This window comes from Pokkaliibacter sp. CJK22405 (genome assembly GCF_046614695.1).
Classification (GTDB): Bacteria; Pseudomonadota; Gammaproteobacteria; order Pseudomonadales; family Balneatricaceae; genus Pokkaliibacter.
In genome coordinates this window covers 78,182-93,006 of record NZ_JBKKHQ010000014.1, presented here as the reverse complement: position 1 = coordinate 93,006, position 14,825 = coordinate 78,182, and the positions used below count along the sequence as shown (strand labels likewise).

The window sequence follows — 14,825 nt, the reverse complement described above, 5'->3', positions numbered from 1 at the left end:
AAGATGCAATGGGAAGCCGTAATCGGTCTGGAAATTCACGCCCAGCTCGCCACTAAATCCAAAATTTTCTCGGGTGCCAGCACAGAGTTTGGCGCCGAGCCCAACACTCAGGCCTGCGCCGTTGACCTGGCGCTACCAGGCACTCTGCCGGTGCTGAATGGCGAAGCGCTGTCGATGGCCGTAAAGTTTGGTCTGGCGATTGGCGCAGAGATTGGCCGCACTTCCGTTTTCGCCCGTAAGAACTATTTCTACCCTGACCTGCCCAAAGGTTATCAGACCAGTCAGTTCGAGTTTCCCATCGTCGGCAAAGGCGAAGTGGAAGTTGAACTGGAGGACGGTAGCAAAAAAGTGGTCGGCGTTACCCGTGCCCACATGGAAGAAGATGCGGGTAAATCCCTGCATGAAGATTTCGATGGCATGACCGGAATCGACCTTAACCGCGCTGGCACGCCACTGCTGGAAATCGTTTCCGAGCCTGACCTGCGCTCTGCCAAAGAAGCCGTTGCCTATCTTAAGAAGATTCACGCCATCGTGACCAATCTTGGCATCTGTGACGGCAACATGGCTGAAGGCTCTTTCCGCTGCGATGCGAACGTATCGGTGCGTCCTAAAGGTCAGGAAAAGTTTGGCACTCGCGCCGAGATCAAGAACGTCAACTCGTTCCGTTTTGTTGAGAAAGCCATTCAATATGAGATTGAGCGCCAGATTGACCTGATCGAAGATGGCGGCGAAGTCGTACAGGAAACCCGCCTGTATGATGCCGACAAGAACGAAACCCGCTCCATGCGCTCCAAAGAGGAAGCCAACGACTACCGTTACTTCCCCTGTCCTGATCTGTTGCCCATCGTCATTGACGAGGACTTCATTGAAGACCTGCGCAAAACCCTGCCGGAACTGCCTGATGCCCGTAAGGCCCGCTTTATGGAGCAGTATGGCCTTAACGATTATGACGCCTCTAACCTGGCGTCCTACCGTTCACTGGCGGCTTACTTTGAAGCGACGGTTGCCGCTTGCGATGATGCCAAGCAGGCCGCTAACTGGCTGCTGGGCGAGGTAGCCAAATTCCTTAACCAGAACGATACCGACATCAGTGACTGCCCGGTCCCTGCCGAGCAGCTGGCACAGCTGATCAATCGCATCAAAGACAACACCATCAACTCCAAGAGCGCGAAAGTGGTCTGGGAAGGGATGTGGAATGGCGAAGGCAGCGTTGATGAGGTGATCAGTGCCCGCAGTCTCAAGCAGGAGAACGACATGGGTGCCATCGAAAAGGCTATTGATGATGTGATTGCCGCCAACCCTCAACAAGTTGAGCAGTACATCGCCGCAGAACCTGATAAGCGCGGCAAAATGCTGGGCTTCTTTATGGGTCAGGTCATGAAAGCGACCGGCGGCAAAGCCAATCCCGGTCAGGTTAACGGTATCCTCAAGCAGAAACTCGACAAACTCTGCTGAGTTAAAGCACCGTAACGCTCTGCGCCCATCACTTTTTTGGTGATGGGCGTATTTTTTTGATCTTCAGAACCTTATTTCAGGCCGTAACAGCAACACTCTTGTGCCTGTTCCCCGCGCGTCTTCTCCCTTATAAAGGGACAACGTTCTGCCATTAACAAGGATGAATCCATGGCATCCAGCCTGCTTGCCTTAATAGATGATATCGCCAGTCTGATGGACGATGTCTCCCTCATGACCAAAACCGCCGCGAAGAAAACCACCGGAGTGCTGGGTGATGATCTGGCCCTGAATGCCCAGCAAGTCACCGGCGTTAGTGCTGAACGCGAGTTACCTATTGTCTGGTCTGTGGCCAAAGGCTCACTGCTGAACAAATGTATTCTGGTACCGGCAGCTCTGGCGATCAGTGCTTTCATTCCCTGGGCAATCACCCCTTTGCTGATGTTGGGCGGCGCATTTCTGAGCTTTGAAGGCGCAGAGAAAATCGCTCACCTCTTTCATAAAAAAGACACCAGTGAAGAAAAGCGCACTACGCCGCTGACGGCCGAAGAAGAGAAAAAGAAAATCTCCGGTGCCGTACGAACTGACTTTATTCTCTCTGCTGAAATCATCGCCCTGACGCTGGGTATCGTCTCTGAAGCGCCGATTCTTCAACAGCTGATGGTTTTGGCGATTATTGCGGTGGTCATCACCCTTGGGGTGTACGGCCTGGTTGCAGGCATCGTCAAGCTTGATGATGCTGGCCTCTGGATGACTCGCCAGTCTGGTGCCGTAGTGCAGCGTATCGGCCACTGGGTGCTCGCCGCCTGCCCCTGGCTGATGAAGGGTCTTTCCATTGTCGGTACGGCTGCCATGTTTGTGGTCGGTGGCGGCATTCTGACCCACGGTTTTCACTTCCTCAGTGAGTGGGCTCATCACCTGCAAAGTGCATTTACTCAGAACAATGAAAGCCTGGCCTGGCTCTCGGCGGCCATTCCAACTCTCATCGATGTGGGTGTCGGTCTGGTTGCAGGTTTTGCCATCCTGCTGGTGGTCAACGGTATCAGCAAGCTGCGTGGTGACTAACACGGCGCCGCCACTGAAATGATGCTCAGCCATCACAGACTTAAAAAGGGCCTTATGGCCCTTTTTATCTTCCTAAGGTCGTCGACTACTGGCGATTTACTCCTGCCGCAGGTGACACGCGCCGCACGCCAAGCATGAGACCGAGAAGTATCATCACCCCACCGACCGCGTGATACACAAGAAATGCCTCGTCCAGAAACACCACCGCCAGCAAGCTGCCAAAGACCGGCATTAGGAAGATAAACAAACTCGCCGCCGCAGGCCCCAGTACACGTATCCCATGATTCCAAAGCAGATACGCCAGAATCGAGGCAAAAAGCCCGGTAAACGCGATCGCGCCGAGGTTTCGCGCATCCAGAGCAAAACCACCGAAATGCGATGCTTCCCAGAGATAAACAGGCAGGATCATCGGCACACCCAGCCAGATGACGAAGGTGAGCAGGGCCACTGGCGGAATCCCCATATCGCGCTTTTTCAGCAGGACGGTATAGAGCGACCAGCAGGCCACCGCCAGCAGCATCAGCAGGTCACCGTGAGTAAATGCCAGTTGGGCAATCACCTGAGGGTCCGCCTTGCAGACAATAATGAGCATGCCGGCAAAGCCAAGGCACATGCCCATCAACTGAAAGCGATTAGGTCTGCTTTGCAGGATTACCCAGGCCATTAACATGGTAGCCATGGGAATGAGGGTATTAATCAGTGCTGTATTGATGGCCGTGGTGGTCTGCACCGCCAAATAAAGAATCGAGTTATAGGCGCCGACACTCAGGGCTGACAGCAGCATCAGCCACGGCCAGTGCTGGCGCAGCTGAGCCCGGTGACGACAAAGCGTGGTCCAGGTGAAGGGCAGCAGGATGGCTCCGGCCAGAACCCACCGCCAAAAGGCCAGAGAGATCGGTGGCATGTGCCCGACCAGCCCTCGGCTGACCACAGCATTCAGTGCCCAGCAAAAGGTGGTCGCCGCCAGCCCCAGCGCTGCCAACCAGGTTTTATTCATTCTTATTGTCTCCCGAGTCAGTTCTCAGGCGTTTATAACCCGACAATGCGAATTAATGAATGAAACCATTGTTCTAGAGCAGGCAGGATATTGGCAACGTCAAAGCCGGAAGGCGGCATCAGATGGCATGACACCTGACAGCGCTGCACACCTTTACTCACCAGATGGGCAAAGGGCTTAAACGCCGGACTGAACCAGAAAAGCGCCACAGTAAAACCCAGCATCAGGCCCGATAACATGGGCTGATCCCAGTCCGTGATTTTTATTGCCGTCCCGAAGGAGCGCTTTATTCGCGCACCTTCCAGATCCACACTGTAGAGTTCATCCAGCAGGAGATGAATCATGGCGCCAATCAGGACAAATGCTCCGCAGGCCCATGACATGGCAGCGGAATAGCCAAAATAGCGGTCAGCCAGTACCACGACGACCAGAGTAAAAAAGCCGTTGGCCAGTAGTGAGTGCAGTAGCCCGCGATGTACCGTAAAACTCTTGAAGATCTCAAGCAGTGGAAAGCGAATCATTACCCAGATCGCTATCGCCAGCAGCCAGTTCATCAAGATGGGTAAATGCCCCATGCCATCGGCAAGGAACGCCAACGCCACAAGAGTGGCGATCAGCGAGAAAATCCAGTGCACGGAGCGGGAAGAATCCGAGTCGATATCGGGTAGTAACCCGCCCATGATGCCCGCCAGCCACAACACACTGGCCTGCGTGGAAGATACCACTCCAACTGACATGGCCACCGAAGCAAGAAGCCCGGTTCCGCCTGCTGCAACGGCAACATGGGTTTTAAAATCCGCCATTAACCTGCTGTCCTTCTACGACGCAACTCTGCAGAGCCGCGCTTTACTATCCATTCTGATCTGTTCACTTTCGCGCTTTTTATATCGCCGATGTCACTGAACCAGAACGAGGCGAGCACGCGCCTGACACTGGAGTAACACAGACAAACGGCCGGCATTATTCCATCCTGCAATAAAGCCTGTACAGTGAAAGGCCGTTACGGTTTGCCCCCGCTGCTGAGTCTCACCTGCGCCAAATGGGCCAACCCGCGTCAAGGAGGTATATGTGCTAATCGTGCTGCTGGCAGTCTTGATTGTGATCTATCTGGTTCGCTATTACTGGCAGCATCGCCGCTTACCGGTTGGGCGTGTGCTCGCAGGCGTAATCGTACTCTTTATTCTCTGGCTGACCGTCAGCGGCCGCTTCCCTGCCTTTATCGCTGGAACCGGTCTGGTGTTGGGCGTGTTATGGCGAGCCTGGCCATGGATAGCGCGTGGACTTGGACTGTATCGCTGGTACCGGGATAAAAGCCCCTGCATTCAGCTTGAGTTCAGCGAGGAAGGTCTGGAAGGACAGATCCTCAGTGGTCCGCTGGCCGGTAAGGCACTGAAAGATCTGGATGAACAGGCACTACTCAGGTTGCAGGTCTGGTGTGAAGAGCAGCAGGATCACATCAGCCTTCGCCGTTTGGCACAGTGGCAGGCGTTATATAAGCAGGGTAAGACGTATCAGCAAGACAGAGACCAACCGCAGAGCAATGACCATGATGAAGCACTGGCTATTTTAGGCCTGACAGAGCCACTCACGGAGGAGAAGGTTCTTCAGGCTCACCGCACGCTGATCCATGCGGTCCATCCTGACCGAGGCGGCAGCGCCTGGTTAGCCGCGCGAATTAACCATGCCCGGGATGTATTGCTGGAAGCCCTCGACAAAAAACCTTAATCCTGTTTTTAGTCGCCATCGAGGCTCAGGAGTCGAGCTGTGGGCACAAGGCTAGAAGGAAGACAGCTCAGCAGGCGATGAATAACGATGCTGACGCTCATATTCTTTTTTGCTCAGCGCCTCCGGAGTGATCGGGCCACTGGCTGTTGGGCCAAGATCAGGCACTGGCGAGGGATAAGGGTAAAAGTTATCGGCAAAGTAGGCGTACATCCCCACGCACAGGTCTTTACGAACACCTTCGGGTGACTGGGTATTCTTGACCCGGACATATTCCTCAAAATGCGCTTGCTGACTCAAGGTCCAGCCTCTCACCGACTGAACATCCTGCAAAACAGCATCACGATTGACGCCCGGTTCTTTCAGCATACAGGCTGTCAGCTGGTTGATCTGCTCAAGATAACCAAGCTTGATGTTATCGCTTTTGGGTGCAATCGCCACCGCCTCGTAGAGTTTGCCAACCCCCAGAAGAAACTCACGCTCACGCGCCCGTTCTTCACCGTGCCAGTTCAAACGAATCTTGCGTTCAACGCCATCCCAAAGGCCATTGTGATTGTTGTCGCTGTATTCAGCACGCAAGGAACCCGGGGTGCCGCTCAGCACCGGCATCGAATCCAGTTCTTCAATCGTCATGGCAGGACCGGCAGGTTGAGCCGCCCTGATATCCACGGCAAACAGGCTCAGAGCAGCAAACACAATGCTTGCCACCGTAAGCCGGATCACGGGTCTGTGTAAGAAATCCAACGTCATGCCTCTCCCCCGATCGGCATTGGAAGGGTACTCAGGGATCTGGGCATTTCCGCCTGAAAGCCATCCCCGATACACACAAAATTATCTGCCGCCAAACCAGAGAAATTCCTATTTCTCCGTCGACTTTCCCGTGTCAGCCTGTTCTTGACCTGAACCGGAAAGTCGTGCGACTGTCGTTGCTACCCTCCATGGTGCTTATCTGAATGAGCAAGACAATCATTCAGGTCAAAGAATACACAAAAACGTGACTTTCAGGCGTAATATCTAAGGACAATACACACATGGACAGTGCGGTTTTAGACAAGCCGATCTGTAGCCCGTTATCTTTTTTATCGCAGAGACCGGTCAGCCCTATGACAGTATTGAGTATGCCAAGCACATTGGTACTCACTCGGGACCCCCACCATGTACTTTACTGGGATGATCACCTGAGCGCCTGGAGCGGCATGAACGCTTCCGACTACCCCGACTCTCCATTGCATCGCGCAATTACTCAGGCAGCTAAAACTGCCCTGCACAGCTCCGTGCTTCTTACTGTCGACCTTGGCCGTCAGCCCCAACAGACACTGAGCGTCAGCGCAGAAACCCTGAGTAATGGTGAAGAGCTGTTTATTGTTCAGCTGACGCAGTCTCCGGTAAGGCACTTTCCCCGTATCAGCCTCGACCCTGCGACAGGCGTGACGGTATCGAACCCGGCACTTCAAAGCCTGATCGAGCAATTGCACTGCACTATCGAGGCAATTCAGCCCGAAGAGCTGATCGATGCACAGCTCCCCCTTAGCGTGGAAAACACCTACAAGAGCAACACCATCCGCTGGCTGCTATTTGAGTTCTGCGGGCAGCGCCACTGTCTTGGCATTCCTGCCAGTCAGGATGCCTATCGCCAGATTCTTGAGTATTCCGTCGACGGCATTTATCAAACCCATCGCTCCGGCAAGATCATCTATGCCAACCAGGCCCTGCTGCGACTCATGGGTTACCGCGACCTCGATCATATGCAGAAGCATGTTCGCGAAATCACGCGCGAAGTCTACGTGAATCCGGAAGATCGCAGCCGCTTCCTGCAGAAACTGGATGAACAGGGTGTCGTTGAAGCTTTTGATTGCCAGATGCGCGATGCCAACGGCACAGCCATCTGGCTACGACAAAATGCCCGCGCCATTCGCAATCTCTCCGGCGAAACCGAGTACATCATTGGTACGGTTTCCGATATTACCCAGCAAAAACGGGTGGAGCGCGCCCTGCGCTATGCCGAAGAGCAGTACCGCAGCCTGTATGAGAATGCACTGGCAGGCCTCTTTCGCTCTTCGCTGAAAGGTTATTTTCTCAGCGTGAACCCGGCGATGGCACAGATTCTGGGCTTTAGCTCACCGGTAGCCTGTATCCGCCATTATGAGAATTTCAGCACCCAGCTCTATGGCGATGCCTCTCATCGCGACGCCATGCTGGAATCCCTGATGCAGCATGATGATATTCAGCACAGTGAAGCACGGGTATATCGGGCTGATGGCACAGCAATCTGGATCAGCCAGAGCCTGCGTCTGGTGCGCGATACCGACGGCACTCCGCTGTTTATTGAAGGCTCAGTTATTGATATCACTGCCGCCCGGGAGTCTCAGGCACGCATTCACCATCTTGCACATCATGATGCGCTGACCTTGCTGCCCAACCGCCTGTCGCTGACGTTGTCCGTGCAGGCGATGGTGGAATGCTGCCGCACCGAAGGCACCGGTTTTTATCTGCTGATGCTGGACCTTGATAACTTCAAGGACATCAACGATACCCTTGGCCACGGCTCTGGCGACCGCTTGCTGCAGGAAATTGCCGGCCGACTGACCGCTTTGCCAATAAAAGACTATGAAGCTGCCCGCCTGGGAGGAGATGAATTTGCGCTGCTGCTGAAAGATGGCGAGACCTCGGTCGAGTCACTGGCAGAAGATGTACTGTCGATTATTGCGGCGCCAGTGGTGCTGGATGGCCAAAGCTTCAAGGTTGGCGTCAGCATCGGCATTGTGGCTTTTGAAGATGTACCGGAAGAGTCCCCCCATCAAACCCTGCACCGTCTTCTGCGTCAGGCGGATCTGGCGCTTTACCAGTCCAAGGATCGCGGTCGTAACTGCTACAGCTTCTTCTCCACCCAACTGGATGAACAGGCTCAGGAGCAGCGACAGCTCGAGCAGGATCTGGATATGGCGCTGCAGACTGATGAACAGCTGTATCTGGTGTTTCAGCCCCTTATCGAGCCGATGACCGGGGCGCTCACCGGTGCTGAGGTACTGCTGCGCTGGAATCACCCGGAGCGCGGCATGATTTCCCCTGCCCGCTTTATCCCTCTGGCTGAGCGCTGTGGTCTGTCTGCACGACTGGATGACTGGGTAATGCATCATGCCTGCCGCCAGCTCTCCCGCTGGCAAATGCAGGGTAATCCGCTCGCCTTGTCGGTTAACCTCTCCGCCAAGCAGTTTTCCAATGCCAGCCTCACCGGGCATATTCTGCAGCTGATGGATACCTATCAGATCTCCCCGACGTATCTGGGTTTTGAACTCACAGAAACTGCCGCCATCACCTCACCACAAACCTCCGCTCAGGTGCTTTCCGAGTTACGCGATTGTGGCGTGAGCGTAGCACTGGATGACTTTGGTACCGGCTATTCCTCGCTGGTGCACCTGCAGGACCTGCCGGTGGCCAAGGTGAAGCTTGACCGCGGCTTTATCGCAGGCATTGAAACAGACCCCCGCCAGCGTGCCATCGTCTCCAGTGTCGCCAGCCTCGTCCGTGGTTTGGGCCTGCGCCTGAATGTGGAAGGTGTGGAAACTGAAAACCAGCTGGCGATTCTCAAAGAACTGGATGTCGATGAAGTGCAGGGCTTCTTCTTTGGTTTCCCCATGAAAGCCGAAGAGCTGGAAGGCCGACACCTTGGCGATAAAGGCTGGTTTGGTGTTAAATGCCCCTCCGCAAAGTAAGGGTTGGCGCAGACTAGCGCCACCGACTTGATGCTTTGCCTCTCTTACTGCGCCCGGCACCTGATATCGCCGGGCTTTTTCATACAGGTGTGGCATGAATCTGATCCTGCTGGATGAACAGGACTTTATTGGGCCGAATCAGGTTCGCCTGAGCGGGCGACGCTTTCAGCATATTCAGGAAGTACATCGCGCGGAGCCTGGACAAACCCTAGCCGTTGGGCTTCGCAACGGCGCGATGGGCCAGGGACAGGTGCTGAGCCTGAACCCTGAGGATCTGACGATGTCGGTCAGTCTCGATCAGACTGCTCCTCCTCCTTTGCCACTCACCCTGATTCTTGCTCTGCCGCGCCCAAAAATGCTGCGCCGGATTATCCAGCATGCCACCACACTTGGCGTCAGCCGTCTGGTGCTCATCAATGCCGTGCGGGTAGAAAAAAGCTTCTGGCAGACACCCTTTCTCACGGAAGCATCCCTTTTGGAGCAATGCACCCTTGGCCTTGAGCAGGCACGGGCGACTCACATGCCGGAAATACTGCTGCGCAAGCGCTTTAAGCCTTTCGTGGAAGATGAGCTGCCCGCCATGATGGCGGGAACCACGGCTATTCTTGCTCATCCTTACACTGAGCAGCCCTGCCCGGCAGGCATGACAACCCCCGTGACCTTGGCGGTCGGACCTGAGGGCGGCTTTGTTCCCTACGAAGTGGAGAAACTGCAGGAAGCGGGATTCAGTGCGGTACATCTTGGACCACGCATTCTGCGCGTGGAAACAGCCGTGCCGGTACTGATCAGTAAGCTTTTTTATTGAGTTTCAGGGCGTAATCGCCTGAACGAGGAAGGGTTAAATACTGGTTTGCAGCTGACTTTGAGATTGCAGAATTTCGGTCAGCATGGGGTTCTGACTCAGAAAGCCCGCTGAGCGGATATCCATCTCAGGCTCCGCAGTATAGTTTGTCGACTCAGGACGCGTTGCCAGCCAGGACAGTGTCAGCGCCATAGCCCCTTGCTGGCCTGACTGCATAAAACTGCCCATCTGCTCCACCAGCTCGGGGGTATAGCCCTGAACCTGAGTTGCCGCAGCCCTGGGCTCTTCCGGCGCCTTATCCAGATCCTGAAAGTGGTTATCCCACCATGACATCAGCCAGGCAAACTGCGCACCACTGCCTTGCTGGAGAGATGTCCCCAACTGGCGGTCAGCGGCTTCTACCTGCCGAAGTGCAACGGGATTAATGACGGCCACAAGCGAATCCATTAAAGAGTTAAAACCGGTTCTGGCTTAACTCATCGGCTGTGGCGCCGAGAACTTGAGGAATAAAGGCTGCTGAAACAATGCCAATACCCAGATGAAAGCACTAAGGTGGAAACAGCCTCAGTGATTCCATCACGAAGGTGCCAGGTCGAAAAGCAAGTTACACAGACCACCGCAGCGAATACTCAGCGCTCGACGTCGGGCAAACAGCTACAACGGTTTTTGACCGTAGGTAATCGACTCAATTTCCCACTCACGGGAAGCTTCCGCCGTTTTAACAAACACCTCATCACCTACCGACTTACCAAGGCAAGCTCTCACGATCGGAGCATTGACCGAGACATACTCTTTCTTGCCATAGATCTCATCGAGACCAACGATGCGAAAGCGCAGCTTATGATCATCTTCATCAATCAGCGTCACCCAAGCGCCAAAGAAGACCTTACCTTCCTGCACCGGGCTGTACTCAACGATGCGTAGCTCATCCAGCCTCTTTCGTAAAAAACGTACCCGCCGGTCAATCTCACGCAGCCTTTTCTTGTTGTATTGATAGTCCGCATTCTCCGAACGATCTCCCAAACTCGCCGCCCACTGCACCAGCTTGGTAATTTCAGGACGCTCCTTGCGCCATAGCTGATCCAGTTCCTGCTTGAGCGCCGCATGGCCCTCGGGAGTAATCACGTTGATATCCATAGGTGTTATCGTTCGATCATGACGATTGTGTTTGCTGAGGCAAGGATAAAGCATCCGAGATGCACTCAGCCCGGGCGGCTAAAGTAACACCCACGCGCCCATTGATCACCGGGAAATTTATCGATGAGGGTTAGCCAAAGCCGGGCGTTCATCCGCTACACTTCTTTAACCCACAAAGAGGTAGTGTTTGAGCTCTTTAGGCAGAGCAACTATCAGATAAATAACCAGCGCAATTACCGGCAGCCAGAGTAAGCGAGGGTTTGCTATCTTCGGCCACTGATCTCGTTCAGGACGAACAATCAGATGCAAAGTCACCATCCATACCAGACTGGCCAGCATCAGACCACCCACAATGTCGGCAATCCAGTGCACTCCCAGGTAGATGCGACTTGATGCAACCAACGCCGCATAGGCGGCAACGCCTGCAATCACCCACTGCTGACGGCGCAGCCCCTGCCCTGCCATCAACGTGCGCCCGGTCACCAACGCAAGAAGCGTGGCTCCTGTGGTGTGGCCACTCGGGTAGGAATAAGAGGAAGGCGCCCAGCTGACATCGGGCCGCGCGATGGCCAGCCAGTGTTTGATGCCATCGGTGGCCAGCATCGTCAGCAGACCGGTAACCAGCACGGTCAGCGCCGGACGCCAGGCACGTTTATATAGCAGCCAAAGAGTAATAAGCACCACGCCAGTGCCAATGACTCCCGGCTCACCAATGGTGGTTATCGTGGTGAAAAGAATGCGAAGCGCTGGCCACTGCCAGATCAGCATGGAGGACTCGACCAGATCCTGAACCGGACTCAGAACACCAGTAACGACCAGTACCGTCCAGCCTATAAAGAAGCTACCCAACCCTGCGATGGCGAACAGTTCTCGCCGTGTCATCACTCTCGTTTCAGCCACCAAAACATCCTTATCACAATGAGATATGTCACCCTGCGGTGTCGAAAAAGTATCAGTTGCTCCGCTAGCCTGAACGCGCAAGCTTAGGATTTCCTTAACTTTTAATGAGGCTGTTTGAAATGGCAGGCAAGCCCAGGATGTACACTGAGGAAACACTCTTATAGCGGCATGCTTCATATCAGCGCTTTTCACTCAAAGGCTGCGGAATACGCCGAAATTTCATGCGCCATAGCAAACCCATGATTTTAAATACTTTTACTCCTGAGCCCAGCTCATCTTTTTGCCACCGGAGAAAAGGAGATTCAGATGGCACCTCACTTGCATATTAGACTTTGGTGCAATCCCCCAGTGTAGCCTGCCGATGTTTCGGGATTGCAATCACTAACCCCGAAGCCAAAAAGAAGATCCCATGAACGCAAATGAATATCAGTGGTTGAACAGTGCGCGTGATGCCATCTACCAGCGTATCAAGGAAGAAGCGCATCAGCGTAAAATTGATCCCCATTCCTGGCATGAAGGACACAATGGCGGCGATGCCATGTGTGAGGCTGTCCTCTTCCTGGAAAAAGCCATGTGGAATATTAACCAGACAGAAGAGTTCGGTAATGCGGTGGATCGCCAGATTGACCGTATCAAGCAGCAGCGAGCGCTCTATCGTCGACTGGATAAAGACCCGTACCAGTACGGTAATCATGCCTTCACCGAGATGCTGAATGATCTCGAAGGGTTGAAGCGTAGCCCGGTGCCCGCCTGAGCCGTTTATCGGGCTCCAGGGCAATAAATCCGGCAATAAAAAAGGCAGCTCCGGTGCAGGCTCACTTCGATGAAACCCTGCACTGAAACTGCCTTGCACCTGAGCTGAAAGCTTCGCTTCCAGATCAGGCGACATTCACCTGCGTGATTACAGCAGGGACTTGATGTGCTGCTCACGATCCTTGGAAGCCGGGTGGCTGGACAGCAGGCTTGCACCTGAGCTGTTACCTTCCAGCGCCTGGAGCTTCTTCATCACGGACAGACCGGCTTTGGGATTCCAGCCGTGACGCTTGGTGAAGGATACCGCGTACTCATCAGCGTCAGACTCCTGCTTCTGGGAGAACTGTGCATTGATGACGCCCTCAGTAAAGTCAGCCAGCTCAGAGCCGCTCAGCACAGCAACCTTTCCGCCAGTGGAAGCCGCTGCATTACGCGCAGCGTTGGTCGCCAGAGCTACCTGCATTGCTTTACGGCTGTGACCCAGAGCCACATGACCAATTTCGTGACCGATAACAAAACGGATTTCGTCATCGCTCATTTTGTCCATCAGACCGCTGTAAACACGGACGGTACCGTTTGCCATGGCAAAGGCGTTGATTTCGTCAGTCTCGTAAACACGGAAGTTCAGAGGCAGGCCATCTTCACTGTTCACCCCCTTAACGATGCGCGCCAGACGCTTGCTGTAGGCGCTATTGGTCGGTGACAGTTTGTTCTGGCTGTCAGATTCAGTAGCCGCCTGATCTGCCATTGTACGCGCATCTGCATCAGAGAAAGATGCCGCTGCATAAGCGCCCTGCGCTGCGGAGATCGAGCTGGTGTTCAGGTTTTCAACACAACCAGACAGTGCACCGGCAGCCAACAAAGCGATCAACGTTTTTTTCATTTTTCCTCACATCCCATGTGCTTACATAAAGAGCGCGCATTCTAACAAATTTCGCCTTAATTGATACGCCGAAGTTACATATCAACACTGCAGAAGTGCTTTCGACAGGATGAAGGCTTATCCGCTCAAGAAAGGAGACTAAAGAGGAGAGAATCGGCCGCCATAATCAGACGGCACGAAGAGAGAGGAAGAAAGAAAGCCCTCAGGCTAACTGCTGCAGGGAAACAAAACGGTTTTTATCATCCGTGGTCAGCAAAAAGACACCGTGAACACCGGCGTGAGTCATCACGTTACGAAGCCGGTCCGCTGCCAATTCAATGACCTTGCCGCTGTCAGTACGCACGCGCAAATAACGGGCATGCCCCTGGTACATACGCATCAGCTCATCGGGATAGAGTGACAAACTAAAGCGGTATTGCATGGTTCTTTTCTCCTTCAACCATTGTCGGGGTGATATTTGACCTCCGACACGCAACCTGAATTACTGCATACTTTACACAATTTTGATCTGGCGCAGGATTCTCATTCTCAACGAGGAACCTGCCGCACAGCACTGCCACCCAAGGCTTAATAGTGGCCTTCGCGGGCGCCTTGCCGCAGCTCGTTTCACAGTGCGGCGTATTTCTTACGTGACTCAAGGATCTACCATGGCTTTTGACCTCTGGTTTCCTCTGGCGGTATATCACGCCGATCTGCCCGGGCATGAACAACAGCAGCAGCGCTTTGTTGAGCATATCCACGCGCTGCGGGATGGCGCCGGTCAGAAAAAAACCAGCGATGAATCCAGCTGGACCGGTGATGTACATACGGTTGACCAGATTCACCGTGACAGCACCTTCGACTGGCTAACCGAGCAAGTCGAATTACACACCCTGTTCTACCTGAAGCAACTTGGCCACAACATGGACAAGGTGGACCTCTACATTCAACGGGCCTGGCCCATCATCGCCAGAAAAAATCAGGCGGTGGCCATGCATGCCCATCACACCGCTCATATCAGTGCGGTTTATTACGTTTCAGTTCCCAAGACAGACAATCCCGGCCAGACGCGCTTTTTCAGTGACAGCAAACCCAATGAGGTTGCTCCCGGCATCGGTGCGAACATGACCAAGGGCTACAGCGAACTGAACCCCTTTAATTTTCAGTGTGCCAACTACGACCCGATTCCCGGACGCTTGCTGCTTTTCCCTGCCAAGCAGATGCACGATGTCACTCCGCACACTTCGGATGAAGAACGCATCACAATTTCCTACGACATGGTTCTTGCCGCCAAGGACATTCCCGGCGAAGGCACACCTGAGTTTTTAATGCCTTCTCCGGCGCGCTGGAGCAAGGTAAGCCGAACCCTGCCAGAGGGAGTGTAGGCAGCGCTTGCTCGTGATTAGCGACAAAAAAGCCAGG

Annotated in this window: 15 protein-coding genes; 7 read left to right on the top strand and 8 right to left on the bottom strand. The window is 54.1% G+C overall.

What is annotated here, in order from left to right; genetic code table 11:
• The first annotated feature begins 3 nt into the window (after window positions 1-3).
• Together gatB and ACKC9G_RS10850 are read left to right on the top strand one after the other, a co-directional pair.
• On the top strand, window positions 4-1,455 hold the full coding sequence (gene gatB / locus ACKC9G_RS10855) for an Asp-tRNA(Asn)/Glu-tRNA(Gln) amidotransferase subunit GatB (RefSeq protein WP_411405180.1): 1,452 nt from the start codon (window positions 4-6) through the stop codon (window positions 1,453-1,455).
• Window positions 1,456-1,623: 168 nt separating this feature from the next.
• Window positions 1,624-2,517, top strand: a complete 894-nt coding sequence (locus ACKC9G_RS10850; RefSeq protein WP_411405178.1) for a DUF808 domain-containing protein — start codon at window positions 1,624-1,626, stop codon at window positions 2,515-2,517.
• Between the two features lie 85 nt (window positions 2,518-2,602).
• Here the strand turns inward: ACKC9G_RS10850 and ACKC9G_RS10845 are convergent, their stop codons facing one another.
• Both ACKC9G_RS10845 and ACKC9G_RS10840 read right to left on the bottom strand, forming a co-directional pair.
• On the bottom strand, window positions 2,603-3,514 hold the full coding sequence (locus ACKC9G_RS10845; protein ID WP_411405176.1) for a DMT family transporter: 912 nt from the start codon (window positions 3,512-3,514) through the stop codon (window positions 2,603-2,605).
• A 32-nt stretch (window positions 3,515-3,546) separates the two neighbouring features.
• Complete coding sequence (locus tag ACKC9G_RS10840; RefSeq protein WP_411405174.1) at window positions 3,547-4,317, bottom strand: metal-dependent hydrolase; 771 nt, start codon at window positions 4,315-4,317, stop codon at window positions 3,547-3,549.
• Between the two features lie 265 nt (window positions 4,318-4,582).
• On the opposite strand from ACKC9G_RS10840, the gene ACKC9G_RS10835 reads away from it, so the two are divergent.
• Window positions 4,583-5,239, top strand: a complete 657-nt coding sequence (locus ACKC9G_RS10835; RefSeq protein ID WP_411405173.1) for a hypothetical protein — start codon at window positions 4,583-4,585, stop codon at window positions 5,237-5,239.
• A gap of 51 nt (window positions 5,240-5,290) precedes the next feature.
• Here ACKC9G_RS10835 and ACKC9G_RS10830 read toward each other — a convergent pair whose 3' ends face one another.
• Window positions 5,291-5,986 carry a hypothetical protein gene (locus ACKC9G_RS10830; RefSeq protein WP_411405172.1) on the bottom strand — a complete coding sequence of 232 codons (696 nt, stop codon included), beginning with the start codon at window positions 5,984-5,986 and terminating at the stop codon, window positions 5,291-5,293.
• A 353-nt stretch (window positions 5,987-6,339) separates the two neighbouring features.
• On the opposite strand from ACKC9G_RS10830, the gene ACKC9G_RS10825 reads away from it, so the two are divergent.
• Together ACKC9G_RS10825 and ACKC9G_RS10820 are read left to right on the top strand one after the other, a co-directional pair.
• Window positions 6,340-8,949: a putative bifunctional diguanylate cyclase/phosphodiesterase gene (locus ACKC9G_RS10825; RefSeq protein WP_411405171.1), complete on the top strand. Its 2,610-nt coding sequence runs from the start codon at window positions 6,340-6,342 to the stop codon at window positions 8,947-8,949.
• A gap of 94 nt (window positions 8,950-9,043) precedes the next feature.
• Entirely contained in the window at window positions 9,044-9,754 is a 711-nt protein-coding gene (locus ACKC9G_RS10820) for a 16S rRNA (uracil(1498)-N(3))-methyltransferase (protein ID WP_411405169.1), read from the top strand.
• A gap of 33 nt (window positions 9,755-9,787) precedes the next feature.
• Here ACKC9G_RS10820 and ACKC9G_RS10815 read toward each other — a convergent pair whose 3' ends face one another.
• From ACKC9G_RS10815 to ACKC9G_RS10805, 3 genes are all read right to left on the bottom strand, one after another.
• Complete coding sequence (locus ACKC9G_RS10815; RefSeq protein WP_411405167.1) at window positions 9,788-10,186, bottom strand: hypothetical protein; 399 nt, start codon at window positions 10,184-10,186, stop codon at window positions 9,788-9,790.
• Window positions 10,187-10,405: 219 nt separating this feature from the next.
• Complete coding sequence (greB, locus tag ACKC9G_RS10810) at window positions 10,406-10,888, bottom strand: transcription elongation factor GreB (RefSeq protein ID WP_411405165.1); 483 nt, start codon at window positions 10,886-10,888, stop codon at window positions 10,406-10,408.
• A gap of 165 nt (window positions 10,889-11,053) precedes the next feature.
• A complete protein-coding gene (locus ACKC9G_RS10805; protein WP_411405163.1) occupies window positions 11,054-11,788 on the bottom strand; it encodes a phosphatase PAP2 family protein in 735 nt (244 codons plus the stop codon).
• Between the two features lie 409 nt (window positions 11,789-12,197).
• Between ACKC9G_RS10805 and ACKC9G_RS10800 the strand changes: the two genes are divergently transcribed.
• Window positions 12,198-12,542: a hypothetical protein gene (locus ACKC9G_RS10800; RefSeq protein WP_411405161.1), complete on the top strand. Its 345-nt coding sequence runs from the start codon at window positions 12,198-12,200 to the stop codon at window positions 12,540-12,542.
• A gap of 147 nt (window positions 12,543-12,689) precedes the next feature.
• Here ACKC9G_RS10800 and ACKC9G_RS10795 read toward each other — a convergent pair whose 3' ends face one another.
• The gene (locus tag ACKC9G_RS10795) at window positions 12,690-13,424 is read right to left on the bottom strand and encodes a M48 family metalloprotease (RefSeq protein WP_411405159.1); all 735 of its coding nucleotides are present in this window, start codon (window positions 13,422-13,424) and stop codon (window positions 12,690-12,692) included.
• 202 nt (window positions 13,425-13,626) lie between these two features.
• Window positions 13,627-13,845 (bottom strand): DUF2835 family protein, encoded by a 219-nt coding sequence (locus tag ACKC9G_RS10790; protein ID WP_411405157.1) that lies wholly within the window; start codon window positions 13,843-13,845, stop codon window positions 13,627-13,629.
• Between the two features lie 226 nt (window positions 13,846-14,071).
• Between ACKC9G_RS10790 and ACKC9G_RS10785 the strand changes: the two genes are divergently transcribed.
• A complete protein-coding gene (locus ACKC9G_RS10785; RefSeq protein WP_411405155.1) occupies window positions 14,072-14,788 on the top strand; it encodes a TIGR02466 family protein in 717 nt (238 codons plus the stop codon).
• Window positions 14,789-14,825 lie beyond the last annotated feature (37 nt).

What these genes read in the sequence shown, in the direction of transcription:
- gatB (WP_411405180.1), top strand. Translation starts at nt 4, where the DNA reads ATGCAATGGGAAGCCGTAATCGGTCTGGAAATTCACGCCCAGCTCGCC.
- ACKC9G_RS10850 (WP_411405178.1), top strand. Translation starts at nt 1,624, where the DNA reads ATGGCATCCAGCCTGCTTGCCTTAATAGATGATATCGCCAGTCTGATG.
- ACKC9G_RS10845 (WP_411405176.1), bottom strand. Translation starts at nt 3,514, where the DNA reads ATGAATAAAACCTGGTTGGCAGCGCTGGGGCTGGCGGCGACCACCTTT.
- ACKC9G_RS10840 (WP_411405174.1), bottom strand. Translation starts at nt 4,317, where the DNA reads ATGGCGGATTTTAAAACCCATGTTGCCGTTGCAGCAGGCGGAACCGGG.
- ACKC9G_RS10830 (WP_411405172.1), bottom strand. Translation starts at nt 5,986, where the DNA reads ATGACGTTGGATTTCTTACACAGACCCGTGATCCGGCTTACGGTGGCA.
- ACKC9G_RS10825 (WP_411405171.1), top strand. Translation starts at nt 6,340, where the DNA reads ATGACAGTATTGAGTATGCCAAGCACATTGGTACTCACTCGGGACCCC.
- ACKC9G_RS10820 (WP_411405169.1), top strand. Translation starts at nt 9,044, where the DNA reads ATGAATCTGATCCTGCTGGATGAACAGGACTTTATTGGGCCGAATCAG.
- greB (WP_411405165.1), bottom strand. Translation starts at nt 10,888, where the DNA reads ATGGATATCAACGTGATTACTCCCGAGGGCCATGCGGCGCTCAAGCAG.
- ACKC9G_RS10800 (WP_411405161.1), top strand. Translation starts at nt 12,198, where the DNA reads ATGAACGCAAATGAATATCAGTGGTTGAACAGTGCGCGTGATGCCATC.
- ACKC9G_RS10795 (WP_411405159.1), bottom strand. Translation starts at nt 13,424, where the DNA reads ATGAAAAAAACGTTGATCGCTTTGTTGGCTGCCGGTGCACTGTCTGGT.
- ACKC9G_RS10790 (WP_411405157.1), bottom strand. Translation starts at nt 13,845, where the DNA reads ATGCAATACCGCTTTAGTTTGTCACTCTATCCCGATGAGCTGATGCGT.
- ACKC9G_RS10785 (WP_411405155.1), top strand. Translation starts at nt 14,072, where the DNA reads ATGGCTTTTGACCTCTGGTTTCCTCTGGCGGTATATCACGCCGATCTG.